23 protein-coding genes are annotated in these 24,825 nt (G+C 70.2%); 21 read left to right on the plus strand and 2 right to left on the minus strand.

Annotated elements, in window-relative coordinates:
* Window positions 1-28: 28 nt before the first annotated feature.
* From ACFQPS_RS10275 to ACFQPS_RS10315, 9 genes are all read left to right on the plus strand, one after another.
* Window positions 29-1,228, plus strand: a complete 1,200-nt coding sequence (locus ACFQPS_RS10275) for a geranylgeranyl diphosphate reductase (RefSeq protein WP_377358693.1) — start codon at window positions 29-31, stop codon at window positions 1,226-1,228.
* A 61-nt stretch (window positions 1,229-1,289) separates the two neighbouring features.
* Window positions 1,290-2,438 carry a magnesium chelatase ATPase subunit I gene (gene bchI / locus ACFQPS_RS10280; RefSeq protein ID WP_377359570.1) on the plus strand — a complete coding sequence of 383 codons (1,149 nt, stop codon included), beginning with the start codon at window positions 1,290-1,292 and terminating at the stop codon, window positions 2,436-2,438.
* On the plus strand, window positions 2,435-4,240 hold the full coding sequence (locus tag ACFQPS_RS10285) for a magnesium chelatase subunit D (RefSeq protein WP_377358694.1): 1,806 nt from the start codon (window positions 2,435-2,437) through the stop codon (window positions 4,238-4,240). Before bchI ends, ACFQPS_RS10285 begins: the two co-directional genes overlap by 4 nt.
* Window positions 4,241-4,268: 28 nt before the next feature.
* The gene (gene bchO / locus ACFQPS_RS10290) at window positions 4,269-5,159 is read left to right on the plus strand and encodes an alpha/beta fold hydrolase BchO (RefSeq protein WP_377358695.1); all 891 of its coding nucleotides are present in this window, start codon (window positions 4,269-4,271) and stop codon (window positions 5,157-5,159) included.
* Between the two features lie 109 nt (window positions 5,160-5,268).
* Window positions 5,269-6,195 carry an alpha/beta fold hydrolase gene (locus ACFQPS_RS10295; RefSeq protein WP_377358697.1) on the plus strand — a complete coding sequence of 309 codons (927 nt, stop codon included), beginning with the start codon at window positions 5,269-5,271 and terminating at the stop codon, window positions 6,193-6,195.
* Window positions 6,196-6,375: 180 nt separating this feature from the next.
* Window positions 6,376-7,905 carry a phytoene desaturase gene (locus tag ACFQPS_RS10300; protein ID WP_377358699.1) on the plus strand — a complete coding sequence of 510 codons (1,530 nt, stop codon included), beginning with the start codon at window positions 6,376-6,378 and terminating at the stop codon, window positions 7,903-7,905.
* A complete protein-coding gene (locus tag ACFQPS_RS10305; protein ID WP_377358701.1) occupies window positions 7,886-9,004 on the plus strand; it encodes a phytoene/squalene synthase family protein in 1,119 nt (372 codons plus the stop codon). The genes ACFQPS_RS10300 and ACFQPS_RS10305 overlap by 20 nt, the downstream gene beginning before the upstream one ends.
* A gap of 33 nt (window positions 9,005-9,037) precedes the next feature.
* Entirely contained in the window at window positions 9,038-9,529 is a 492-nt protein-coding gene (locus ACFQPS_RS10310) for a hypothetical protein (RefSeq protein ID WP_377358703.1), read from the plus strand.
* 251 nt (window positions 9,530-9,780) lie between these two features.
* Window positions 9,781-10,014 (plus strand): hypothetical protein, encoded by a 234-nt coding sequence (locus ACFQPS_RS10315; RefSeq protein ID WP_377358705.1) that lies wholly within the window; start codon window positions 9,781-9,783, stop codon window positions 10,012-10,014.
* Window positions 10,015-10,086: 72 nt separating this feature from the next.
* Here ACFQPS_RS10315 and ACFQPS_RS10320 read toward each other — a convergent pair whose 3' ends face one another.
* Both ACFQPS_RS10320 and crtD read right to left on the minus strand, forming a co-directional pair.
* Entirely contained in the window at window positions 10,087-10,812 is a 726-nt protein-coding gene (locus ACFQPS_RS10320; RefSeq protein ID WP_377358706.1) for a carotenoid 1,2-hydratase, read from the minus strand.
* Between the two features lie 218 nt (window positions 10,813-11,030).
* Complete coding sequence (gene crtD / locus ACFQPS_RS10325) at window positions 11,031-12,533, minus strand: 1-hydroxycarotenoid 3,4-desaturase CrtD (protein ID WP_377358707.1); 1,503 nt, start codon at window positions 12,531-12,533, stop codon at window positions 11,031-11,033.
* 137 nt (window positions 12,534-12,670) lie between these two features.
* On the opposite strand from crtD, the gene ACFQPS_RS10330 reads away from it, so the two are divergent.
* From ACFQPS_RS10330 to ACFQPS_RS10385, 12 genes are all read left to right on the plus strand, one after another.
* Entirely contained in the window at window positions 12,671-13,531 is an 861-nt protein-coding gene (locus tag ACFQPS_RS10330) for a polyprenyl synthetase family protein (RefSeq protein WP_417715200.1), read from the plus strand.
* A 169-nt stretch (window positions 13,532-13,700) separates the two neighbouring features.
* Window positions 13,701-14,864: a methyltransferase gene (locus ACFQPS_RS10335; RefSeq protein WP_377358711.1), complete on the plus strand. Its 1,164-nt coding sequence runs from the start codon at window positions 13,701-13,703 to the stop codon at window positions 14,862-14,864.
* 89 nt (window positions 14,865-14,953) lie between these two features.
* A complete protein-coding gene (gene bchC, locus ACFQPS_RS10340; protein ID WP_377358712.1) occupies window positions 14,954-15,880 on the plus strand; it encodes a chlorophyll synthesis pathway protein BchC in 927 nt (308 codons plus the stop codon).
* A 2-nt stretch (window positions 15,881-15,882) separates the two neighbouring features.
* Window positions 15,883-16,914 carry a chlorophyllide a reductase iron protein subunit X gene (locus ACFQPS_RS10345; protein WP_377358714.1) on the plus strand — a complete coding sequence of 344 codons (1,032 nt, stop codon included), beginning with the start codon at window positions 15,883-15,885 and terminating at the stop codon, window positions 16,912-16,914.
* 30 nt (window positions 16,915-16,944) lie between these two features.
* Entirely contained in the window at window positions 16,945-18,573 is a 1,629-nt protein-coding gene (bchY, locus tag ACFQPS_RS10350) for a chlorophyllide a reductase subunit Y (protein ID WP_377358715.1), read from the plus strand.
* Window positions 18,567-20,024: a chlorophyllide a reductase subunit Z gene (gene bchZ / locus ACFQPS_RS10355; protein WP_012567270.1), complete on the plus strand. Its 1,458-nt coding sequence runs from the start codon at window positions 18,567-18,569 to the stop codon at window positions 20,022-20,024. Before bchY ends, bchZ begins: the two co-directional genes overlap by 7 nt.
* Before the next feature lie 186 nt (window positions 20,025-20,210).
* Complete coding sequence (gene pufB, locus ACFQPS_RS10360) at window positions 20,211-20,429, plus strand: light-harvesting antenna LH1, beta subunit (RefSeq protein ID WP_377358717.1); 219 nt, start codon at window positions 20,211-20,213, stop codon at window positions 20,427-20,429.
* A 10-nt stretch (window positions 20,430-20,439) separates the two neighbouring features.
* A complete protein-coding gene (pufA, locus tag ACFQPS_RS10365; protein ID WP_012567272.1) occupies window positions 20,440-20,616 on the plus strand; it encodes a light-harvesting antenna LH1, alpha subunit in 177 nt (58 codons plus the stop codon).
* A gap of 117 nt (window positions 20,617-20,733) precedes the next feature.
* Complete coding sequence (gene pufL, locus ACFQPS_RS10370; protein ID WP_377358720.1) at window positions 20,734-21,564, plus strand: photosynthetic reaction center subunit L; 831 nt, start codon at window positions 20,734-20,736, stop codon at window positions 21,562-21,564.
* Window positions 21,565-21,574: 10 nt separating this feature from the next.
* Window positions 21,575-22,552 (plus strand): photosynthetic reaction center subunit M, encoded by a 978-nt coding sequence (pufM, locus tag ACFQPS_RS10375; protein ID WP_377358722.1) that lies wholly within the window; start codon window positions 21,575-21,577, stop codon window positions 22,550-22,552.
* A complete protein-coding gene (gene pufC / locus ACFQPS_RS10380) occupies window positions 22,549-23,637 on the plus strand; it encodes a photosynthetic reaction center cytochrome PufC (protein WP_377358724.1) in 1,089 nt (362 codons plus the stop codon). Before pufM ends, pufC begins: the two co-directional genes overlap by 4 nt.
* A gap of 593 nt (window positions 23,638-24,230) precedes the next feature.
* Window positions 24,231-24,659: a c-type cytochrome gene (locus ACFQPS_RS10385; protein WP_377358725.1), complete on the plus strand. Its 429-nt coding sequence runs from the start codon at window positions 24,231-24,233 to the stop codon at window positions 24,657-24,659.
* Window positions 24,660-24,825 lie beyond the last annotated feature (166 nt).

Below are 24,825 nucleotides of genomic sequence, written 5' to 3' on the forward strand. Positions count from 1 at the left end.
CTGTCAGGCTAGAAGGGGTGTGAACGCCATGTCTGACCTGGAAACCTTCGACGCGGTGGTCGTCGGCGGCGGGCCCGCCGGCGCCACCGCCGCCACCGATCTGGCCCGCGCCGGGCGCAAGGTGCTGCTGCTGGACAAGGCCGGCCGCATCAAGCCCTGCGGCGGGGCCATTCCGCCGCGGGCGATCCGCGACTTCGACATTCCCGACGCGCTGCTGGTGGCGAAGATCACCTCGGCCCGCATGATCTCGCCGTCCGGCAAGGCGGTGGACATGCCGATCGACGGCGGCTTCGTCGGCATGGTGGACCGCGACGTGTTCGACGAATGGCTGCGCAAGCGCGCCGCCACCTCGGGCGCGGAACGCCGCACCGGCACCTTCGAGGCGCTGGACCGCGACGCCGACGGCACCGCCATCGTGCGCTACCAGCCCAAGGGCTCGCCCGACGGGACGCTGGAGAGCGTGCGCGCCCGCGTCGTGATCGGCGCGGACGGCGCCAATTCCGCGGTGGCGCGGCTGGCCCTGCCGGACGAGCAGGTGCCGCTGGTCTTCGCCTACCATGAGATCATCGAGACCCCGGCGGATGCCCGCCCCGGCGGCACCGTGGACGGCGCCCGCTGCGACGTCTACTACCAGGGCAAGTTCTCCCCGGACTTCTATTCCTGGGTCTTCCCGCACGGCCCGGCGACCAGCATCGGCACCGGCAGCATGCACAAGGGCTTCTCCCTGCGCGGCTCCATCGCCGACCTGCGCGTGGCGCTGAAGCTGGACGGCTGCAAGACCATCCGCAAGGAGGGCGCGCCGATCCCGCTGAAGCCGCGCAAGCGCTGGGACAACGGCCGCGACGTGCTGCTGGCCGGCGATGCCGCCGGCGTCGTCGCCCCGGCGTCGGGCGAAGGCATCTACTATGCGCTGGCCTGCGGCCGCGTCGCCGCGGAGGCGGTGGACGCCTTCCTGAAGACCGGCGACGTGCGCGAACTGGCGCAGGCGCGCAAGCGCTTCATGAAGGCGCATGGCCGCGTGTTCTGGATTCTCGGCATCCTCCAGAAATTCTGGTACAGCAGCGACAAACGGCGGGAACGCTTCGTCAGCATCTGCCAGGACAAGGATGTCCAGAAGCTGACGTGGGAAGCCTACATGAACAAGGAACTGGTGCGCGCCCGGCCCGCCGCCCATGTGCGCATCTTCTTCAAGGATCTGGCGCACCTGTTCGGACTGGTGCCCCCCTGAGATCGACGATGACCGACGCCACGATGACCGGAACCAAGGGACTGCGGGAGTGATGAAGAAGATGGATGCCGACTCCCCGGGCTCCGTGATGGAGCGCGCCCCTGACGTCGCCGCGACGAAGGGGGCCGCCAAGCGCGGCTCCCGCGGCAAGCGGGCCGAGGAGACGCCGGCCGCGGCCCCGGCCGAGGCCCCCAAACGCCTGCCCTTCCCCTTCTCCGCCATCGTCGGGCAGGAGGAGATGAAGCTGGCGCTGCTGATCGCCGCCGTGGACCAGAGCGTCGGCGGCGTCATGGTCTTCGGTGACCGCGGCACCGGCAAGTCCACGGCCGTGCGCGCCCTGGCCGCCCTGCTGCCGCCCATGCAGGCGATCGACGGCTGCCGCTACAACTGCGACCCGGCCAAGCCCTGCGCCGAATGCCGCGCCCGGGCGGCGGATGCGCCGCTGCACGCCAGGCGCGTGCCGGTGCCGGTGGTGGACCTGCCGCTGGGCGCCACGGAGGACCGCGTGGTCGGCGCGCTGGACCTGGAGCGCGCCCTGGCGAAGGGGGAGAAGGCGTTCGAGCCGGGCCTGCTGGCCCGCGCCCACCGCGGCTTCCTCTACATCGACGAGGTGAACCTGCTGGAGGATCACCTGGTCGATCTGCTGCTGGACGTGGCCGCGTCGGGAGAGAACGTCGTCGAGCGCGAGGGGCTGAGCATCCGCCATCCGGCCCGCTTCGTCCTGGTCGGTTCCGGCAATCCCGAGGAGGGCGAGCTGCGCCCGCAGCTCCTGGACCGCTTCGGCCTGTCGGTGGAGGTGAAGACCCCGACCGTGTTGCAGGACCGGATCGAGGTGGTGCGCCGCCGCGACGAGTTCGAGCACGATCCCGTCGCCTTCTGCGAGCGCTGGCACAAGGAAGAGAAGGCGCTGAGCCGCCGCATCGAATCCGCCCGCGACCACATCGCCGGCGTGAGGGTGCCGGACCAGGTGCTGGAACATGCCGCCCAGCTCTGTATGACGCTGGGAGCCGACGGGCTGCGCGGCGAGCTGACCCTGATGCGGGCGGCGCGCGCGCTGGCCGCGCTGGACGGCGACGCCGAGGTGACGGACGCGCATCTGCGCAAGGTCGCCCCCGCCGCCCTGCGCCACCGCCTGCGGCGCAACCCGCTGGACGAGGCCGGTTCCTCCGTGCGCATCGAGCGGGCGTTGCAGGAGATGTTCGGGGAATGAGCACGGAGGCCGCCCGCGCGACTCCCGGTGCCGATCCGCGCTGGGTGGACGCGGCGACGGCAGCCGCCCTGTTCGCCGTCGATCCCGCGGGCACCCAGGGCGCGGCCCTCCGCGCCCTGGCGGGTCCGGTGCGCGACCGCTGGCTGGAGCTGCTGCGCACCCTGATGCCGTCCGGAGCACCGATCCGGCGGATGCCGCTGCATGTCACCGACGGCAACCTGCTGGGCGGGCTGGATCTGGCCGCGACGCTCAGGGCCGGCCGCCCCGTCGTGGGCCGTGGCCTGCTGGCCGAGGCGGACGGCGGCGCCGTCGTCGTCGCCATGGCCGAGCGGCTGCCGCCCGGCACTGCGGCGAAGCTGGCGGCCGTGCTCGATTCCGGCGAGGTGCGGATGGAGCGCGACGGCATCGCGCTGAACAGCCGCGCCGAGCTGGGCATCGTCGCCCTGGACGAGGGCATCGAGGAGGACGAGCGTCCGCCCGAGGCCCTGATGGACCGGCTGGCCTTCCACATCGATCTGGCCGGCCTTCCCTACCGCGAGATCGACCTGACGCCCGTGGCGGCCGACGAGGTGCTGGAGGCGCGCGCGCTGCTGCCCCAGGTCGTCCTCGGCCCCGAGACGGTGGAGGCGATGTGCTCCACCGCCATGGCGCTGGGCATCGACAGCGTGCGCGCGCCCCTGCTGGCCCTGCGCGTGGCCCGGGCCGCGGCCGCGCTGGCCGGCCGCACCATCGTCGGACGGGAGGAGGCGTCCATCGCCGCCCGGCTGGTGCTGGCGCCGCGCGCCACCATGCTGCCGCCGTCCGACGAGCCGCAGGAGGAGGACGAGCCCCCGCCGCCGGAGGAGCCGGACGAGCCCGAGACCCCGCCCGATCCGCCTGAGCAGAACGAGGGCGACGAGGACAAGCCCCTGGAGGACGTGGTGCTGGAGGCGGCCAAGGCCGCCATCCCGGCCGGGCTGCTGGCGAAGCTGATGGCCGAGGGGCTGTCGCGCTCCCGCTCGCCCCAGGGCGGCCGGGCCGGCGCCACCCAGACCGGCGGCACCCGCGGCCGTCCGGCCGGCGTGCGCCGGGGCGAGCCCAAGGCCGGCACCCGCCTGAACGTGATCGAGACCCTGCGCGCCGCCGCCCCCTGGCAGCCGCTGCGCCGCCGCGCCGACGGCGAGGGCCAGACCCGGGTCGAGGTCCGCAAGGACGACATGCGGGTCAACCGCATCAAGCGGAAGTCGCAGACGGCGACCATCTTCGTCGTCGATGCCTCCGGCTCCGCCGCCTTCCAGCGGCTGGCCGAGGCGAAGGGGGCGGTCGAGCTGCTGCTGGCGGACTGTTATGTGCGCCGCGACCAGGTGGCGCTGCTGGCCTTCCGCGGCATGGAGGCGGAGCTGCTGCTGCCGCCCACCCGGTCGCTGGTGCGCGCCAAGCGCAGTCTGGCCGGACTGCCGGGCGGCGGCGGCACGCCGCTGGCCGCAGGCATCGACGCTGCCGGCGCCCTGGCCGACGCGCTGCGCCGGCGGGGCGTCACGCCGACCGTGGTGATGCTGACCGACGGCCGCGCCAACGTGGCGCGCGACGGCGGCAAGGGCCGCCAGAAGGGCGAGCAGGACGCGCTGGCGGCGGCGAAGCAGTTCCGCATCACGGGACTGACGGCGCTGGTGATCGACACCTCGCAGCGCCCCGACCCGGCGGCGCGGCAGGTGGCGGGAGAGATGGGGGCGCTCTACGTGCCCCTGCCCTATGCCGACGCGGCGGCCCTGTCGGGTGTCGTGCGGGCGGCGGCCCCCCGCCCGGCGTCCCAGGTCCGGTGAGGGGACGCATGTTCCGGAGTCGCCCCGCATGATCCCGATGGACGGGCCGGACTGGTCTCAGGAAGGCCGGGACTGGCCGAACCGTGAGTTCAGCAGCTTCGTCACGGCGGCGGGGCTGCGCTGGCATGTGCAGCGGATGGGCAGCGGCCCGGTGCTGCTGCTGGTCCACGGCACCGGGGCGGCGACGCATTCCTGGCGCGACCTCGCCCCGCTTCTCTCCAGATGGTTCACGGTGGTGGCGCCGGACCTGCCCGGCCACGGCTTCACCGCGGCGCCCTCGGTCAGCCGGCTGTCGCTGCCGGGCATGGCGCGGGCGCTGGACGGGCTGCTGAAGGCCCTGGGCGTCACCCCGTCCCTGGTGGTGGGCCATTCCGCCGGCGCCGCCATCCTGGCACGGATGGCGCTGGACGGCATGATCGCGCCGCGGGCGATCATCTCCCTGAACGGGGCCTTCCTGCCCTTCCGCGAGGAGCAGGGCCGGTTCTTCTCCACCCTGGCCAAGCTGCTGGTGCTGAACCCGTTCGTGCCGCGCCTGTTCGCCTGGCGTGCGGCCGACCGGCACTCGGTGGAGCGGCTGATCGCGGGCACAGGCTCCGCCCTGGGCGGGCCGGGGGTGGATTATTACACGCGGGTGCTGCGCTATCCGCGCCATGTCGCCGCCGCCCTGGGCATGATGGCGAACTGGGATCTGGTGCCGCTGGTCCGCGACCTGCCCCGGCTGAAGTGCCGGCTGGTACTGGTCGCCGGCAGCGCCGACCATGCCGTGCCGCCGCATCAGGCCGAGCGGATCGCGGCACGGGTGCCCGAGTCGAGCCTCGAGACCCTGCCGAAGCTGGGCCATCTGGCACATGAGGAGCGGCCCGACCTGGTGGCCGACATCATCCTGCGCGTGGCGCGGCAGACCGGCGTGATCCGCTGATCCGACCTGCGCCGCCCGCGGCGGCGTGCCTCACCCCCGCGTCTTGCGGGGCACCTTCCGCGGTCCAATGTGTTTGCCGAGGCAGACCGCGGACCGAAGGAGCCCTGCCATGACGCGCGCCTATTCCCCCCTGCCGCCGGCCGTCGCCGGCGATTTCCGTGAAACGACGGGACGGGCGGGCCGTCTGGGTTTCTATGTCGGCGGGCCGGCGCCGGGCGACGGCGACCACCCGCTGCTGCTGATCCACTCCATCAACGCCGCCGGCTCCGCCTACGAGGTGCGGCCGATCTTCGAGCGCGCCGTGCGGACGCGGCGGGTCTACGCCGTGGACCTGCCCGGCTTCGGCCGCTCCGACCGCAGCGACCGCCGGTACAACCCGCGGCTCTTCACCGATGCGGTGCATGAGATGCTGGACGTCATCGCGGCCGAGCACGGGATGCGGCCGGTGGACGTGCTGGCCCTGTCGCTTTCCTCCGAATTCGCGGCCCGCGCCACGGCGGAGCGGCCCGAGCGGGTCCGCAGCCTGACCCTGGTCACGCCGACCGGCTTCAGCCGACCGGAGTCGCGGGTGATGCGCGTGCCCGGCGGCACCCGGGAGGTGCCGGGGCTCTATGCCGCCCTGTCCGCGCGGCTGTGGAGCCAGGGACTCTACAATCTGCTGGTGAAACCGCGGAGCATCCGCTACTTCCTGAAGCGCACCTGGGGCGCCGACCACTTCGACGAGGGCCTGGCCGACTACGACGATCTGGCGACGCACCAGCCCGGCGCCCGCTTCGCGCCCCTGGCCTTCCTGTCGGGCCGGCTGTTCAGCGCCGACATCCGGCTGGTCTACGAGAAGCTGGCCCTGCCGGTCTGGGTGCCGCACGCGACCCGCGGCGACTTCCAGAACTTCAGCGGCGCGGGCTGGGCGCGCAATCTGCCGAACTGGCATTTCCAGCCCTATCCGACCGGCGCCCTGCCGCATTTCGAGATGCCGGACGTGTTCATGGCCGACCTTTACCGCTTCCTGGCCCAGGCCCGCGCCGAAGCCGCCTGAGCCCTGCCCTGCGACGGTGTCGCGGGGGTCCCCTCCGGCCCCCTGCACCGCTGTGGAGGTAGGCGGATAAGCCTTTGGACTCCCGAAGGAATCCACGGAACTTCCGGATATCGTCCGGGAGCCGCGATGCTATGTCGCCGGGCCTAGCCAAGTGTCCATTTCCTGGTAAATACTCATGCCATGGACGGACAGACTTCTCAGGGCACGCGGCGCCCGCGCTCAACGCCGCCCCACGCGATCGTCATCGGCAGCGGCTTCGGCGGCTTGGCCGCCGCGGTAAGGCTGGGTGCGCGCGGCTACAAGGTCACGGTGCTGGAGCGGCTGGACGCGCCCGGCGGCAGGGCCTCCGTATTCCGGCAGGACGGGTTCACCTTCGACGCGGGGCCGACCATCGTGACGGCCCCGTTCCTGTTCGAGGAACTGTGGACTCTCTGCGGCCGGCGGATGGCGGACGATGTGGAACTGCGGGAGATGAACCCGTACTACCGCATCCGCTTCCACGACGGTGAGGTCTTCACCTACAGCGGCGATCCCGAGGCCATGCGGGCCGAGGTGGCGCGCATCTCCCCCGACGACGTCGCCGGCTACGAGGGCTTCCTCAAGGCAAGCGAGGAGCGCTTCCGCATCGGCTTCACCGAGCTGGCGCATGCGCCCTTCGGTTCCGTCATGGACATGCTGAAGGTGGCGCCCGACCTGCTGCGCCTGTCCGGCTACCGCTCCGTCTACGATCTGGTGGCGAAGCACCTGCGGAACGAGCGGCTGCGGACCATCTTCAGCTACCACCCGCTGCTGGTCGGCGGGAACCCGTTCGCCGCCAGCTCCATCTACGCCATGATCGCGTATCTGGAGCGGCACTGGGGCGTCCACTGGGCCATGGGCGGCACCGGCAGTCTGGTGAAGGGGCTGGTCGGGCTGATCGAGGGCCAGGGCAACACGGTCCGCTGCAACGCGGATGTCGCCCGCATCCTGGTCAAGGACGGCCGCGCCGTGGGCGTCCGGCTCGCCTCGGGGGAGGAACTGGCGGCCGACATCGTCGTCTCCAACGCCGATTCCGCCTGGACCTACCGGCACCTTCTGGCGCCGGAGGAGCGTCACCGCTGGACCGACCGCAAGGTGGAGCGGTCGCGCTACTCCATGGGCCTGTTCGTCTGGTACTTCGGCACCAACCGTCGCTACGATGACGTCACCCATCACACGATCATGATGGGGCCGCGCTACCGCGGCCTGCTGGACGACATCTTCAACCGCAAGATCCTGGCGGACGATTTCAGCATCTATCTGCACCGGCCGACGGCGACCGACCCGGCGCTGGCGCCGGAGGGCTGCGACGCCTTCTATGCCCTGGTCCCCGTTCCGAACCTGGACGGCGGCCCGGACTGGACCGGTCCCGCGACCGAGCAGTTCCGCCAGCGGGTGCAGCGCCACCTCTCGGCGACGCTGCTGCCCGGGCTGGAGCAGTCCGTCGTCACCTCCAAGGTGATGACGCCGCTGGATTTCCGCGACCGCTACCTGTCCCTCAAGGGGGCCGGTTTCGGGCTGGAGCCGGTGCTGCTGCAAAGCGCCTGGTTCCGTCCGCACAATGCCAGCGAGGAGGTCAAGGGCCTGTACCTCGTGGGCGCCGGCACGCATCCCGGGGCGGGCATGCCAGGCGTGCTCTCCTCCGCCCGGGTCCTCGATACGGTGGTACCGGATGCAGCAGCCCTGGCCTGAGTCGGCTCCACGACCCGCCCTCAACCGCTTCACGCCGGAACGGGGCGATCTCGTCGTCTGCCGGGAGATGCTGCGCACCGGCTCGCGCAGCTTCCAGGCCGCCTCCCTGCTGTTGCCGACCCAGGTCCGGGAGGCCGCGACCGGCCTCTACGCCTTCTGCCGCATGGCGGACGATGCCGTGGACCTGGGCGACGGCGGGCAGGAGGTGCTGGACCGGCTGAACGAACGGCTGGACCGTGCCTATGCGGGAAACCCCATCGACGATCCGGTGGACCGCGCCTTTGCCCGCGTCGTGGCCCGCTACGGCATCCCCAAAGCCCTGCCGGCGGCGCTGATCGAGGGCTTCGCCTGGGATGCCGCCGGACGGCGCTATGAGGATCTGTCGGGCCTGTTCGACTATTCGGCCCGCGTTGCCGGCACCGTCGGCGCCATGATGACCCTGCTGATGGGCGTGCGCGATCCGGGGGCGCTGGCACGGGCCACCGACCTGGGCGTGGCGATGCAGCTTTCCAACATCGCCCGCGACGTGGGCGAGGATGCCCGCAACGGCCGTATCTATCTGCCGCTGTCCTGGCTGCGCGAGGCCGGCATCGACCCGGAGGCGTGGCTGGCCGATCCCGACGGCACCCCTGGCATCGACCGGCTGGTGCGCCGTCTGCTGAAGGTGGCGGACGATCTCTATGTCCGCGCCGAATCCGGCATCGTGCGGCTGCCGGTCGGCTGCCGGCCGGGCATCTACGCCGCCCGCTTCCTCTATGCCGAGATCGGCCGCGAGGTGGAGCGGCTGGGTCCGCAGGCGGTGTGCCGCCGCGCCGTCGTCTCCGGCCGGCGCAAGCTGGCGCTGCTGCTGCGGGCGGTCGCCGCCAGCCCGCGGCCGCGCGGTCCGGCCTCGGCCCCGCCCCTGGCGGAGACCGCCTTCCTGGTGGACGCCGTGCGCAACCATCCCGCCCCCGCCGGCGTCCGCCCCGGCCCGCAGCGCCTGGAAGACCGGCTGATCTGGGTGCTGGATCTGTTCGAGCGGCTGGAGCGCTCGGAGCGCGAGTCCCATCCCGACCGCCGTTACCGCCGCCGGCCCGCGATGGGCCTGGAAAACCCCTGATCTTCATCGACCCCAAGAGGGAAAGCCCGCGCCATGTTCAGCTACGGCCTCATCGAAATGATCATCGCCTTCGGGCTGATCCTGGCCTTCCTGTTCTACCAGCTCTGGTCCATCCGGCGTGAACTCGCCCGCTCGCGGGAGCAGGCCGCTGCCGCACCGGCTGCGACGCCGGTCGCCGAGCCTGCACCCCTGGCTGCCGCGCCGGTCGCCCTGGCCGCTGCCGCCGTGGTGGCCGCGACCGCGGACACGGCTGCCGCCGGCGAAACCGTGGCGGAGCCGGCCGAGCCGGTGGCAACCGACTCCGCTCCCGTCGAGCCGCTTCCTGCCGACGAGCCCGATACCGGAATGCCCGCTGGCGAAACGACCGCGGCCGAAACGGCCGCTGGCGAGCCGGTGGCCGCCGGTTCCACGGAGGAGCCGGCCGCGCCCGGGACGGACACCGTGAGCGCCGCTGCCGCGGAGGCGGACACCGTGAGCGCGGACGCGCCGAAGACCGAGACCGTCCCGGCCGGCCCCGGCGCCTGAGACTTCACGGCGCCTGAGACTTCGGCGCCTGACCCGCGTCGGATACATCCGATACACGACAGGCAAGGGGCGTTTCCGGACCAGCCGGAAACGCCCCTTCTTTGTCCACCCCTTGCCTGGCATCGCCCCCTCCCTTGGGGATCATCCATCGGGAACGCCCGTCCGACACGCCTGTTGATGCGCGGGACTGGGCGGGTGCGGCCGCAGAACGGCACGCCCGCCTCCGGAACAATGACGGAGGACTGGCAGCCATGGGCGATCTCATGACCGGCAATTTCATTTTCATCCTGGCCCTTGGAACTCTGGTGATCGTGCTTGCCTATGCGATCTACCAGTGGGCCCGCATCCGGAAGACGCGGAAGGATGCCGGCGAAACCGAAGGCGTCGGCGCCGGCACGCGGCAGGTCCTCATGGAGAACGAGACCATCGCCCGCGAAAAGGGCAGCGCGACCACCCGCCCGGCCGGCGCGGACCGCCAGCCCTAGGGCCGCGGGGCGGGGACGGCCGGCATCCGAGTCGGCCGTCCCAGGACGGACGCTGGCCCCGCGGGCCGGACCTCAGCGGGCCAGACGCGGCATCCGGAAGGGCAGCAGGCACTGCACCCAGGTGCTGTCGAATCGGTCCAGCGACAGGCTCTCGTGGACCGCCGTCACATCCTGCCCCGCCATCCGGGTCGCCACCACCGAGCGCGCATAGAAAGGCGCGTCCACCAGGGTTTCCCGGACCGCGGCCGTGCCGCCCGAGTCGCAGCGGACGCCGCGGTCGATCCGCCACCAGAAGCTTCCCGGCAGCGCGACGCGCGGCGGCACGGGGAACGACTCCACCGAGCCGGCACGGTCGATGCGGATGGCGATCACCTTGCCGCTGCGGTCGCGCCGACGCACATCGTAGATGATGGCGGCACCGTCGCGGCCCTGCGGTCCGACCGGGGCGCGGCACCAGTCCCAGTCCGGGAAGTCCCGTTCAAGCGGCACGTCGCCCCAGTTGCAGTCGAAATAACCAGCACCGCTCCAGCGCAGCGACGGCCGATCCAGCTCGACCTCCACGCGCGAGGCCGGCGCGACCGGCCACCAGCGATGGCGCCCCTCCGCATCCAGCGTCTCCACATGCGAGGTCACGGCGGACGGGCGCAGCCTGACCCTGCCGCGGACCCGGCCGGGCAGCGGCATGGTGGCCTCGTCGATCTCGAAGACCAGCCCCTCCCCGTCCCAGCGCACGGAGCTGGGGCCGATGCCCAGCCCCTGCGACTCGGCGGTGAGGCTGGAGCGTCCGCGCTCGGTCATGCACCAGCGGTTGGCCCCCGGCCCGGAAAGCACGACGTTCAGGGAACAGAAATTCTCCGGGTCGCCCTCGCCGCGGCGCCGCGCCCAGGCATAGTAGGGCGAGAAGACGCTGCCGATGAAGGCGATCAGGGTCAGGCCGTAGCGGCCGTCGTCGCTGAGCGCATCGACATACCACCAGGCATAGCCGTCCCGCGGGACCTTGCGGTCGAACCCGAGTCTCAGGGCCGCAGATCCCGCAGCAGGCTCTCCGCCGCCATCCGGCCGGACAGGGCCGCCATCGGCACCCCCGGTCCCGGATGGGCGCTGCCCCCCGCCAGATAGAATCGCGGAATCCTGGTCCGCCCCGGCGGCCGCTGGAACGACGCCTTCCAGCCGTGCGACGCCCGGCCGTACAGGGCTCCCCCCGTCGCCGGGAACATCCGGCCGAAGTCCGCCGGAGTCGTCACCACCGTGTCCGACCCGGTCCGGGTCACCGTCAGGCCGCAGCGTTCCAGCAGGCCGAAGGTCCTCTCCGTGCATCGTTCGATCTCCGCGGCATCGAAGGGGTTGGCGTCGCCGTCCGGCGGCGCGTTGACAAGGCAGAGCAACCGCTCCCGGGTGCCGGGCGGCGGTGCTGCCGCGTCCGGGCCGGCGCCACGGTCCTGCGCACATATATAGACAGTGGGCACACGGGGCAGGCGCCGGCGGACGAAGATGTCATCGAACTCGCCGGCATAGTCGTCGGAGAAGAAGACCGTGTGCCGCAGCAGCGGGAAACCCGACGTCTCCGCCAGCATGGACCAGGTGACGGCGGAGAGCGACCGCTGCTCCCGCGGGACCGGCGCGACCGCCGGGGCGACACCGCCGCCCAGCAGCCCGCCCGCCACCGCGCCCACGTCGCCGTTGCAGATGACCGCATCGGCCTCCAGGCGCTCCCCGTCCGCCAGTTCGACGCCGCAGGCGCGACCGTCGCGCAGCAGCACCTGCCGGACCTCGGTCCCGTAGCGGAACTCCGCCCCGTGCGACCGGGCCAGCCCCTCCAGCGCCGTGGCGACCCGGTGCATGCCGCCCCGCACCAGCCAGACGCCCTCCTGCTCCACATGGGCGACCAGCATCAGGATCGCCGTCGCCTGGAACGGGGAGGAGCCGCAGTAGGTTGAATAGCGGCCGAACAACTGGCGCAGGCGGGGATCGCGGAAGTGGTCGCCGAGCGCGTTCCACAGCGTGGCAAAGGGTCGCGCCCGCAGCAGGTTCAGCATCCCGAACGGCCCGGCGGTGGTCGCCATGGTGACCATGCCGGGGCTCGCGGCCCGCATGAAGGGGCGGTCCAGCGTGCGGAAGGTGCGGGCCGCGTCGCGGCAGAACCGGCGGTAGCCGTCGGCCTCCGCCGGGCCGGCGAAGGCGGCGATGGCGTCCGCCGAGCGGTCGATATCGGCGAACAGATCCAGCCGCCCGCCCTCGACCCAGGCGTGCCGAGCGAGGATTTCCGCGCGCTCCAGGGTGAGATGGTCGCTCAGCGACGCCCCGGCCTCGGCAAAGATCTGCTCCAGCACCGGGAGCATGGTGAAGACCGTGGGACCGGAGTCGATTCGGGCATCGCCGATGGCGATCTGGCGCATCTTGCCGCCAGGGGCCGGCCCCTTCTCCAGCACGGTGACCTGGAGTCCACGGGCGGCCAGCAGGACCGCTGAAACGAGCCCTGCGACACCGCCGCCGATGACCGCGACATGATAACGTGGCACGTCCGGTCCACTCCCGTGGAATGTCGTTGCGTTAACGGCAAGGGACTGTCAATATCACCTGACATACGGGCGTGACAACGCTTGTTTACACTAGGCGGTCACTGTCCGATACGGTCTGGAGGATCGGAATGGACGTGATGGCACGCATCGAACTGGCGCTTGAATCGGCAATCAAAGGGACCGAGGTCCCGGGGACGCCCCCGCGACTCGCCGAGGCGATGCGATATTCAGTCTTCCCGGGCGGGCACCGTCTGCGCCCCCGCCTGTGCGTGGCCGTCGCCCGCGCCTGCGGCGACGACGCGCCGGAACTGACCGACGCCGCCGCCGCCTCCATCGAGCTGCTGCACTGCGCCTCGCTGGTCCATGACGACCTGCCCTGCTTCGACGATGCCAGCATCCGACGGTCCAAGCCGTCGGTCCACAAGGCGTTCGGGGAGCCGCTCGCCGTTCTGGCGGGTGACGGACTGATCGTGCTCGCCTTCGATCTGCTGGCGCGCGCAGCGGCACAGCGCCCGGACCGGCTGATTCCGCTGATGGGGGTGGTCAGCCGCTCCGTCGGCGTGCCGTCCGGCATCATCGCCGGCCAGGCCTGGGAGTGCGAACCGCAGGCCGACCTGTCCGAATACCACCGCGCCAAGACCGGCGCCCTGTTCGCCGGGGCGACGATGGCCGGTGCCGCCGCGGCGGGCGCCGATCCGACTCCGTGGCGCTTCCTGGGCGAACGCCTGGGCGAGGCCTATCAGGTCGCCGACGACCTGCGCGACGTGGCCGCCGACCCGGAGGAGATCGGCAAGCCGGTGGGGCGCGACGCCGCCCTGGGCCGCAGCAGCGCCGTGCGCGAGCTGGGCATCGCCGGCAGCCTGAAGCGCCTGGACGAGCTGGCCGAATCCGCCATCGACTCGATCCCCGCCTGCCCCGGCCAGGCCGAGTTGCAGGCCCTGATCCGGATGGAGTCCCGCCGCTTCCTGCCCAAGGATCTGGCGCGCGCCGCCGCCTGAAAGGATGCCGGCCCCCCGCCCGCCGGCCGGTGAGGCGCCCGCGACGGCGCCCCGGTCCCGCGGGCGGGTCCTTCCCTGCCGCCCCCCGTCCCCGGGACCGGGGGCGGACTGATTTGCCGGAGACCCGCGTGGCGGCCGAAGGCCCGCGCAGGCGGACGGAGAGAACGACATGGCATCAGCGGATCATCCCGTGGACGCTCCCGGCACGGGGGCTGCCCTGCTGGACCGGCTGCTTTCGGTGCGCGACCGGCTGGTCGCCAGCCCGCGGTTCCGCCACTGGGCGGCGCGCTTTCCCCTCACCCGCCCGGTCGCGCGGCGCCGTGCCCGTGCGCTGTTCGATCTCTGCGCCGGATTCGTCTATTCGCAGGTGCTTCTGGCCTGCGTGCGGCTGAAGCTGTTCGACATCCTGGCCGAGGGGCCGCAGACGCCGGAGGCGCTGGCCCCCCGTCTGGACCTGCCGCTCGACTCGACGACGACGCTGCTGCGCGCCGCGGCGGCGCTGCGTCTGGCCGAGGCGCGCAGCGGCGGCCGCTACGGGCTGGGCCCGCTGGGCGCCGCCATGCTGGGCAATGACGGGCTGGCCGCCATGGTGGAGCATCACGGCCTGCTGTACGCCGATCTGGCCGATCCGGTGGCCCTGCTGAAGGCCGGGCGGACGCGGACGGGACTCGGCGGTTTCTGGCCCTATGCGGCGGCCGAGCAGCCCGCCGGCCTGGATCGTGGCACCGTCACCGCCTATACGGCGCTGATGGCCGCCTCGCAGCCGATGGTCGCGGCGGAGGTGCTGGGCGCCTATCCGGTGCGCCGGCACCGCTGCATCCTGGACATCGGCGGCGGCAACGGCACCTTCCTGATGCAGGTGGCCCAGCGCGCCCCCGACCTGAAGCTGATGCTGTTCGATCTGCCCGCCGTGGCCGAGCAGGCGCGCGAGCGCTTCGCCGCCGCCGGGCTGTCGGCGCGGGCGACCGTGGTCGGCGGCAGTTTCCGCAGCGATCCGCTGCCGACGGGCGCCGACCTCGTCACCCTGGTCCGCATCGTCCACGACCATGACGACGCCACGGTGCTGGCCCTCTTCCGGGCCATCGCCGAGGCGCTGGGCCCCGACGGCACGCTGCTGATCGCCGAGCCGATGTCCGGCACCGCCGGGGCCGAGCCCGTGGGCGACGCCTATTTCGGCCTGTACCTGATGGCGATGGGCAGCGGACGGCCGCGCACGCCGGCCGAACTGGAGGCGCTGCTGCGTCAGGCCGGCTTCGCGCACATCGAAATGGCCAGGACCTCCACGCCTTTGGTGGCGAGCGTGCTGGTCGCGCGTCTTGGTCGCACCGGCTGAGTAGTAAGCCTGCCTTGACATTAGAACCTGTCAAGCTAGACTGACATTCATCAAATCGGACCCACCGTCTCGCTTGGTTGGCGCCCCCTATGAACACCCTCGCGGTAGTGCTGGAAGAGCCGGAGCGCCTGTCGTTGCGCCAGCTCGAACTCGCACCCCAGACGGATGACGACGTGACCGTCGACATCCTCTGGAGCGGGATCAGCACGGGCACGGAAAGACTGCTCTGGCAAGGCCGGATGCCCCCCTTCCCGGGGATGGGCTATCCGCTGGTGCCCGGGTACGAGTCCGTCGGCCGCGTCGTGTCGGCCGGCCGGACCGCGGGGCGGCAGATCGGCGACATGGTCTTCGTTCCCGGCGCCCGCTGCTATGGCGAGGTGCGGGGATTGTTCGGCGGGGCGGCGTCCCGGGTCGTCGTGCCCGGTGCCCGCGTCATTCCGGTGGATGAGCGGCTGGGCGAACAGGCCGTGCTGCTGGCGCTGGCGGCCACCGCGTACCACGCGGTGGTGGGCGGCGGCCGGCCGGACCTGATCATCGGCCACGGTGTGCTCGGCCGGCTGCTGGCGCGGCTGGCGGTGGAGGCCGGCGGTGCGCCGGTGGTGTGGGAGACCAACCCCACCCGCCGCGGCGGCGCCGAGGGCTACACCGTCGTCGATCCTGCCACGGACGAGCGCCGCGACTATCAGGCGATCTATGATGTCAGCGGGGATTCGAAGCTGCTGGATACCCTGGTCGGGCGCCTCGCCCGTGGCGGGGAGATCGTTCTCGCCGGGTTCTACAGCGAACCCCTCTCCTTCACCTTTCCGCCGGCCTTCATGCGCGAAGCGCGCTTCAGGGTCGCAGCGGAATGGCGTGACCCGGACCTGGTGGCGGTCAAGGACCTCATCGACTCCGGGCGGCTGTCTCTCGACGGCCTCATTACCCACAGGCAAGAAGCCAAGGACGCGGACGCTGCCTACCGGACGGCGTTCGGAGATCCGGCCTGCCTGAAAATGATCCTGGATTGGAGGGGTTAGTGATGACTGCTGTGCTGCGCGCGACGGAGACCGCGCCTGCCGCCAAGCCGGCGGTTGAGGCGCTGCGCGACCGCCTGCGGGCGGAGGCTGAGGTTGAGCCCGATCCGGTTCACACCGAGCCTGCGACCAAGAAGACCCAGATCATCGCCATCTATGGCAAGGGCGGTATCGGCAAGAGCTTCACGCTCGCCAACCTGAGCTACATGATGGCGCAGCAGGGCAAGAAGGTCCTGCTCATCGGCTGCGACCCCAAGAGCGACACCACGTCGCTTTTATTCGGTGGCAAGGCCTGTCCTACAATCATCGAAACGTCCACCCGCAAGAAGCTTGCGGGTGAACAGGTCGAAATCGGTGATGTGTGTTTCAAGCGGGATGGCGTCTTCGCCATGGAGCTGGGCGGGCCGGAAGTCGGCCGCGGCTGCGGCGGGCGGGGCATCATCCACGGCTTCGAGACGCTGGAGAAGCTGGGGTTCCATGACTGGGGGTTCGACTTCGTCCTTCTGGACTTCCTGGGTGACGTCGTGTGCGGCGGCTTCGGCCTGCCGATCGCCCGGGACATGTGCCAGAAGGTGATCGTCGTCGGATCGAACGACCTTCAGTCTCTCTACGTCGCCAACAACGTCTGCTCCGCTGTCGAATATTTCCGCAAACTGGGTGGCAATGTGGGCGTCGCCGGTATGGTCATCAACAAGGATGACGGTACCGGGGAAGCGGCGGCCTTCGCCGAGGCGGCGGGCATTCCCGTCCTCGCCTCGATCCCGGCGAACGAGGATATCCGGCGCAAGAGTGCGAATTACGAGATCGTCGCAAGGCCTGGCGCCCAGTGGGGGCCGATGTTCGAGGAGCTGGCGCGAAACGTCGCGGACGCTCCCCCGCGTCGCCCCTCCCCCCTCTCCCAGGACGGGCTTCTTGGCCTGTTCAAGGGCGAGAGCGTGGGCCGCCATGTGGTTCTTGAGCCTGCGACGATGGAGGACATGTGCGGAAGCACCGCAGTTTCTAAGCCGTCGCTTGAAGTAATCTACGACAACGTCTGAAGCCGCTGAGCAGAGACCGAGCAAGAGACCATGGACAAGTACGACACGGATACGGCGCAAGCCGCCAAGACGACGACGGAGGTCGTGTACGACCCCGTCGGCGCGGCGGCCCTGGCCGACCCTGTGCCGGCAGGGTCCTCGGCCGGCGGCTGTGCTCCCACGCTCGACGCCGCTGGCGACGGGCTTGGCTGCCACAACAAGATTGGGATGCGCGAGGCCGCTGCCAAGGCCGGCCTCGGCGATGTGATGCAGCGCTATGCGGAAGATTATCCGCAGGGCCCGCATGATCAGCCGCAGAGCATGTGCCCGGCCTTCGGGTCCCTGCGAGTCGGTCTGCGCATGCGCCGCACCGCGACGGTGCTGTCCGGTTCCGCCTGCTGCGTCTACGGCCTGACCTTCACGTCGCACTTCTACGGCGCCAAGCGCTCGGTGGGCTACGTGCCCTTCAGCTCCGAGACGCTGGTCACCGGCAAGCTGTTCGAGGACATCCGCGAGGCTGTCTACAAGCTGGCCGACCCGGAGAAGTATGACGCGGTCGTCATCACCAACCTCTGCGTCCCCACCGCCTCGGGTGTGCCGCTGCGGCTCCTGCCGAAGGAGATCAACGGCGTCCGCATCATCGGGATCGACGTGCCGGGCTTCGGCGTGCCGACCCATGCGGAGGCGAAGGACGTGCTGGCCGGTGCCATGCTGAACTATGCCCGGCTGGAAGCCGAGCAGGGTCCGGTGCAGGCGCCGCGTCAGGGCCGCAGCGAGCGGCCGACGGTCACCCTGGTCGGGGAGATGTTCCCCGCCGATCCGGTCGGCATCGGCATGATGCTGGAGCCGCTGGGCCTGGCCGCCGGTCCGGTCGTCCCGACCCGCGAATGGCGCGAGCTGTATGCCGCGCTGGACTGCGCGGCGGTGGCGGCGATCCATCCCTTCTACACGGCCTCCTACCGGGAGTTCGAAGCGGCCGGTCGCGCCATCGTGGGCTCCGCCCCGGTGGGCCATGACGGCACCGCTGCCTGGCTGGAGGCCATCGGCAAGGCCTGCAACGTTTCCGACGATCTGGTTGCCGCCGCGAAGAACCGGTTCCTGCCGGCGATCCGGGGTGCCCTGTCGAAGATGCCGATCAAGGGCCGCATCACGCTGTCGGGCTACGAGGGCTCGGAGCTGCTGGTCGCGCGCCTGCTGATCGAGAGCGGGGCCGAAGTGCCCTATGTCGGCACCGCCTGCCCGCGCACCCGCTGGTCCGACGCGGACCGCGAGTGGCTGGTGGAGCGCGGCGTGCATGTGCAGTACCGCGCTTCGCTGGAGCAGGACATCGCCGCCATGAAGGAGGTCCGGCCGGACCTCGCCATCGGCACCACCCCGGTGGTGCAGAAGGCGAAGGAGATGGCGATCCCGGCCCTCTACTTCACGAACCTGATCTCTGCCCGCCCGCTGATGGGTCCGGCCGGGGCCGGTTCGCTGGCCCAGGTCATCAACGCAGCACTCGGGAACAAGGCCCGCTTCGACACGATGCGGGAGTTCTTCGAGGGTGTGGGCACCGGCTTCGCCGCCGGTGTCTGGGAGGACGTGCCGCACGACCGCCCCGAGTTCCGCAAGAAGAACCTCGCTCAGTTCGCCAAGGCGGCGAAGGAGAAGGCTTCGGTCGCGGAGGACGCGCCATGCTGATCCAGGATCTGGACCGCGCCGGCGGCTACTGGGGCTCCGTCTACGTCTTCACGGCGATCAAGGGGCTTCAGGTCATCATCGACGGACCCGTGGGTTGCGAAAACCTGCCGGTGACCTCGGTGCTGCACTACACCGATGCCCTGCCCCCGCACGAACTGCCGATCGTCGTGACCGGTCTGGCCGAGGAGGAACTCGGCCAGCACGGGACCGAGAAGGCGATGAAGCGGGCGCACCGGACCCTGGACCCGGCCCTGCCGAGCGTGGTCGTCACCGGTTCCATCGCCGAGATGATCGGCGGCGGCGTGACCCCGGAAGGCACCGGCATCCAGCGCTTCCTGCCGCGCACCATCGACGAGGACCAGTGGCAGAGCGCCAACCGGGCGATGTACTGGCTGTGGACGGAGTATGGCGCCAAGCGTGGCGTCATGCCGAAGCCGCGGCCGCGCAAGGAAGGCGACAAGCCGCGGGTGAACATCATCGGGCCCATCTACGGCTACTTCAACACCTGGTCGGATCTCGCCGAGATCCGCCGGCTGGTGGAGGGCATCGGGGCCGAGATCAACATGGTGTTCCCGCTGGGCACGCACCTGTCGGACGTGCCGCGGCTGGTCGATGCCGATGTGAACATCTGCATGTACCGCGAGTTCGGCCGCCTGCTCTGCGAGGCGCTGGACAAGCCCTACCTGCAAGCGCCCATCGGGCTGCATTCGACGACGAAGTTCCTGCGCACGCTCGGCGGACTGCTGGGGCTGGACCCCGAGCCGTTCATCGAGAAGGAAAAGCACACGACCATCAAGCCGCTCTGGGATCTCTGGCGGTCGGTGACGCAGGACTTCTTCGGCACGGCGAGCTTCGGCATCGTCGCCAACGAGACGCATGCCCGCGGCATCCGGCACTTCCTTGAGGAGGAGATGGGGCTTCCCTGCACCTTCGCCTTCTCGCGGCGGCCGGGGCTGAAGCCCGACAACGACGCGGTCCGGCAGGCGATCCACGAGAAGACCCCGCTTGTGCTGTTCGGCAGCTACAATGAGCGCATGTACCTGGCGGAGATCGGCTCCCGGGCCATCTTCATCCCCGCCTCGTTCCCCGGCGCTCTGATCCGACGGCACACCGGCACGCCCTTCATGGGCTACGCCGGGGCGACCTTCCTCGTGCAGGAAGTCTGCAACGCGCTGTTCGACGCCCTTTTCCACATCCTCCCGCTGGCGACCGATCTGGACCGGGTAGAGGCGACGCCTTCCCGTCTGCACGCGGAACTGCCGTGGGACGATGCAGCCAAGGCGGCCCTGGATGCCGCCGTGGAATCCCAACCCGTGCTCGTCCGCATCTCGGCCGCCAAGCGGCTGCGCGATGCGGCGGAGCGCGAGGCGCGCAAGGCGGGGGAGGACCGGGTCACCGCGGCCCGCTTCTCGGTCACCCGCACCCTCGTCACGGAGGGACGCGCCGCATGATTACGATGTCCCCTTCCCTGGATGCCGGCCGCGCGACCGCGGCTGCCCACAGGGCGCATCGCACGAGCTACGCCTGCTGCGCATCCGCGCCGGGCGTGAAGAGAAGCCGCAGCGCTGTCTGCTGCGGTGAAGGCCACGTGGCAACGCGTGGTAGCGGCCTAACGGCCATTTATCAGGAGGTAACCAATGCCTGAAAATACCTCATTGTCGGGCTTGACGGAGCAGGAAGCGAAGGAGTTTCACAACCTCTTCGTCACCGGCTTCATCATCTTCACCGTGGTCGCGATCATCGCGCACTTCCTCGTCTGGTCCTGGCGTCCTTGGATCCCGGGCCCGCAGGGGTACGCTGAGCTCGTCGATGGCGTGAAGCTCGCCCTCGGCACCGTCACGAACTTCATCGCCTAAGGAGGATACTATGTGGCGGTTGTGGCTTCTTTTCGATCCGCGCAGGACTCTCGTGGCTCTGGCCACCTTCCTGTTCGGCCTCGCGGTCCTGATTCACTTCATCCTGCTGAGCACGGACCGCTTCAACTGGCTGGAAGGCGCCAGCGCTACGCGCGCTGCCGTTGCGCAGTACTCGCCGCTGAACTGACGGCCAGTACGCCGGATATCGCCGGTGGCGGGCGGGAGCGGAAGCTCCCGCCCCGTCCGTCGCCGGCGGTACTCTTCAACGCCTTTCCCTACGGGCCGCCTGACGGGGGATCCGACGATGGCCATGCTCAGCTTCGAAAAGAAATACCGCGTCCGCGGAGGGACGCTCATCGGGGGAGATTTGTTCGACTTCTGGGTGGGGCCGTTTTACGTTGGCTTCTTCGGGGTCACGACAATCTTCTTCACCTTCCTGGGGACCGCGCTGATCATTTACGGCGCCGCTCTGGGACCGACCTGGAACATCTGGCAAATTAATATCGCGCCGCCGGATATCAAGTACGGCCTGGCGCTTGCGCCGTTGAAGGAGGGTGGGCTCTGGCAGCTCATCTCCATCTGTGCCTTGGGTGCCTTCGTCTCGTGGGCCCTGCGGCAGGTGGAAATCTCGCGCAAGCTCGGTATGGGGCTGCACGTGCCGGTGGCCTACAGCGTCGCGGTTTTCGCGTATTTCACGCTGGTCGTCATCCGTCCTGTCCTGATGGGTGCCTGGGGTCATGGTTTCCCCTACGGCATCTTCAGCCATTTGGACTGGGTGTCGAACGTCGGTTACCAGTACCTGCACTTCCATTACAATCCGGCTCACATGATCGCGGTGTCGTTCTTCTTTGCGACGACATTCGCGCTGTCCCTGCACGGGGCGCTGGTCCTCTCCGCCGTGAACGTCGGCCCGGACGAGGACACGATCAAGACGTCCGAGCACGAGAACACCTTCTACCGAGACACTATCGGCTACTCCGTCGGTACGCTCGGCATCCACCGCATCGGTCTCTTCCTGGCCCTGTCGGCCGCGTTCTGGAGCGCCGTCTGCATCGTCATCAGCGGACCGTTCTGGACCCGCGGGTGGCCGGAATGGTGGAGCTGGTGGCTGAACCTGCCGATCTGGCCGAAGTGAGGAGGCTGTCATGGCAGAATATCAGAACATCTTCACCCAGGTTCAGGTCCATGGGCCGGCGTATGAGGGGGTTCCCCTTCCGCGCGGGTCCTGGGTCCGGACGCTGAAGCCGCGGTTCTCCTACCTGATGGGCAAGATCGGCGACAGCCAGATCGGGCCCGTCTATATCGGTTTCCTGGGGTGGCTCTCGATCATCTTTGGCGTCGTCGCCATCGAGATCATCGGCCTGAACATGTGGGCCTCGGTCAACTGGGACCCCATCGAGTTCGTCCGCCAGCTCTTCTGGCTGGCGCTTGAGCCGCCTCCGGCCAAGTACGGCCTGACCATCCCGCCGCTCTCCGAGGGTGGCTGGTGGCTGATGGCCGGGTTCTTCCTGACCCTGTCGATCCTGCTGTGGTGGGTCCGCACCTACCGGCGCGCGCGCATGCTCGGTCTGGGCACGCACACCGCCTGGGCCTTCGCGGCGGCGATCTGGCTGTATCTGGTTCTCGGCTTCATCCGGCCGCTCCTGATGGGGAGCTGGAGCGAGGCGGTGCCCTTCGGCATCTTCCCGCACCTGGACTGGACCGCGGCCTTCTCGATCCGGTACGGCAACCTCTTCTACAACCCGTTCCACGCCCTCTCGATCGCCTTCCTCTACGGCTCGACCCTGCTGTTCGCGATGCACGGTGCCACCGTTCTCGCCACCAGCCGGTTCGGCGCCGAGCGTGAGGTCGAGCAGATCGTCGACCGCGGCACGGCCTTTGAACGCGGCGCCCTCTTCTGGCGCTGGTGCATGGGCTTCAATGCCACGGCCGAGTCGATCCACCGCTGGGCCTGGTGGTTTGCCGTCCTCTGCCCGCTGACGGGTGGTATCGGCATCCTCCTCACCGGCACCGTGGTCGATAACTGGTATCTCTGGGCCGTGAAGCACGGCGTGGCCCCGGCCTACCCGGCCGTGTACCCCGCGCTGACTGACCCGGCCTTGCTGCAGGGGGTCCTGCCATGAGCATGACGTTCCGCATCGCAATCGCCGTCGTAGTCGTCTACTGCATCGGCCTGCTGTTCACCTTCGAGCGTCCGCCGGTTGACGTCGCGCAGACCGGGTATCGCGGCCTTGCCCAACAGCAGGTCACGAACCCGCGCACCGAGGCTGTCAAGGTTGCCGCCAACAAGGTTCCGGCGCCGATCGAAGCGGTCGACTCGTCGGGTCCGCTGGCCGGTGAGATCTACAAGAACGTCACCGTTCTTGGCGATCTGCCTGACGCCCAGTTCCTGCGGTTGATGTCCGCCATCACCGAGTGGGTGTCGCCCGAGCAGGGTTGCGCCTACTGCCACGTTGAAGGCGAGGATCTCGCCGCCGACACCCTCTACACGAAGGTGGTGTCCCGGCGGATGATCGAGATGACCCGCCACATCAACACCAAGTGGGAGAGCCACGTCGCTCAGACCGGCGTGACCTGCTACACCTGCCACCGTGGCCAGCCGGTTCCCGCCGGCATCTGGTTCACGGATCCCGGCCGGAAGCACACCCCGGGTATGGCTGGCTACACGGCCGGCCAGAACGAGGCGGCTCCCGCCGTCGGTTACGCCGCGCTGCCGGTCGATCCTTTCACCACCTTCTTCCAGGGTGGCGAGAAGAACTCGATCCGCGTGATCAGCACGGCGGCCCTGCCGACGGACAACAAGGCGGACATCAAGCAGACGGAGGCGACTTACGCCCTCATGTTCCATCTCTCGGAATCCATGGGCGTGAACTGCACCTTCTGCCACAACAGCCGCTCCTTCGCTCAGTGGGACCAGAGCCCGCCGCAGCGCGCGACGGCCTGGTACGGCATCCGACTGGTCCGTGACCTGAACGACGCCTACCTGAACCCGCTGCAGTCGACGTTCCCCAAGAACCGTCTCGGCCCCCTCGGCGATGCGCCGAAGGTCAACTGCACGACCTGCCACCAGGGTGTGAACAAGCCCCTGTACGGCAACGCCAGCCTGCTGGCTGCCCATCCGGAACTGGATCGGGAAGCTGGTGTGGTCCCGGCGAAGGCTCCGGCTCCGCAGCCGGCGCCGGCGGAACAGACCCCGCCGCAGCAGTAAGCTGACCGGTACTGAGAAGGGCCGCCCCCGCAAGGAGGCGGCCCTTTTCTTATGTCCGCACACCCGAGGCCTGCATACCGGGCCGGCAGATCTCTCCGGCATCTGACGGCGGTGTCCGCCAGCCGTGCGGGTACGGGCGGCGCGTCTGGCCGGGGGCGGCGTCCGGCGGGCAGCTCCCCTCCCCTCCCCCCGCGGACACGCCCCCCCCGACACCGGCCACCCGGACACCGGCACCGCGGAAGAGGTGACGGCGCGCCCACGGCGTCTGCCCGGGCGTCCCGGAAAACTCCCCGACCGATCCGCTGCGACCAAGGCGACCTTGACGCCGGCGCGACAATTTGGAACGAGTCCAGGTGCCGCGGCACCGCGGCGTCTTTCCGGCGTTGTCTCCTCGGGATACAAAGCCACTCTGCCGGCGTCAGGGGGACATCGGTCCGCCAGATTCCGGGAGCAACCTGACCCTAAGCGGCCAACCCGCCGGCCCCCTTGACCGTAGGGTCGGACGCGCGAGTTCTCTGCCGTCACGACCGACGTCACGTCCCAAGGCCCCGCCCGGGGCCATCGAAGGGGCCGCACAGAAGGAGGAACTGATCATGAAAGCTTTCGTCGCCGCCGCGATTCTCGCTGGAACCGTCCTTGGCGCCGCCCCGGCGCTGGCGCAGGACGGGGACCCGGTGAAGGGCGAGGCCGTGTTCAAGAAGTGCATGGCCTGCCACCGCGTCGGCCCCGATGCCAAGAACCTGGTCGGCCCGGCCCTGACGGGTGTCATCGGCCGCCAGGCCGGCACGGCTCCCGGCTTCAACTACTCGGCCATCAATCACGCCGCCGGCGAGGCCGGGCTGCACTGGACGCCCGAGAACATCATCGCCTATCTGCCGGACCCGAACGCCTTCCTGCGGAAGTTCCTGGCCGACGCTGGCCATGCCGAACAGGCCAAGGGGTCCACGAAGATGGTCTTCAAGCTCCCGAACGAGGAGGAGCGCAAGGACGTGGTCGCCTACCTGAAGCAGTTCTCCCAGTAAGGCGGACTCAGGACGCGGCGGGGCGCCTGCTCCGCCGCCCGGGCCGGCCCTGGCCTGCCCGGAAGATCAGACGCAGGGGCACCCGCCCCCGTCGGAAGCCCCCCACCTCTCTCTCCGCTGCCCCCGCTGGGGGCCAGAGTCTCCCCGCCGGGGGCCTTCAGCCCCG

The sequence above is a fragment of the Rhodocista pekingensis genome, assembly GCF_042665545.1.
GTDB lineage: Bacteria > Pseudomonadota > Alphaproteobacteria > Azospirillales > Azospirillaceae > Rhodocista > Rhodocista pekingensis.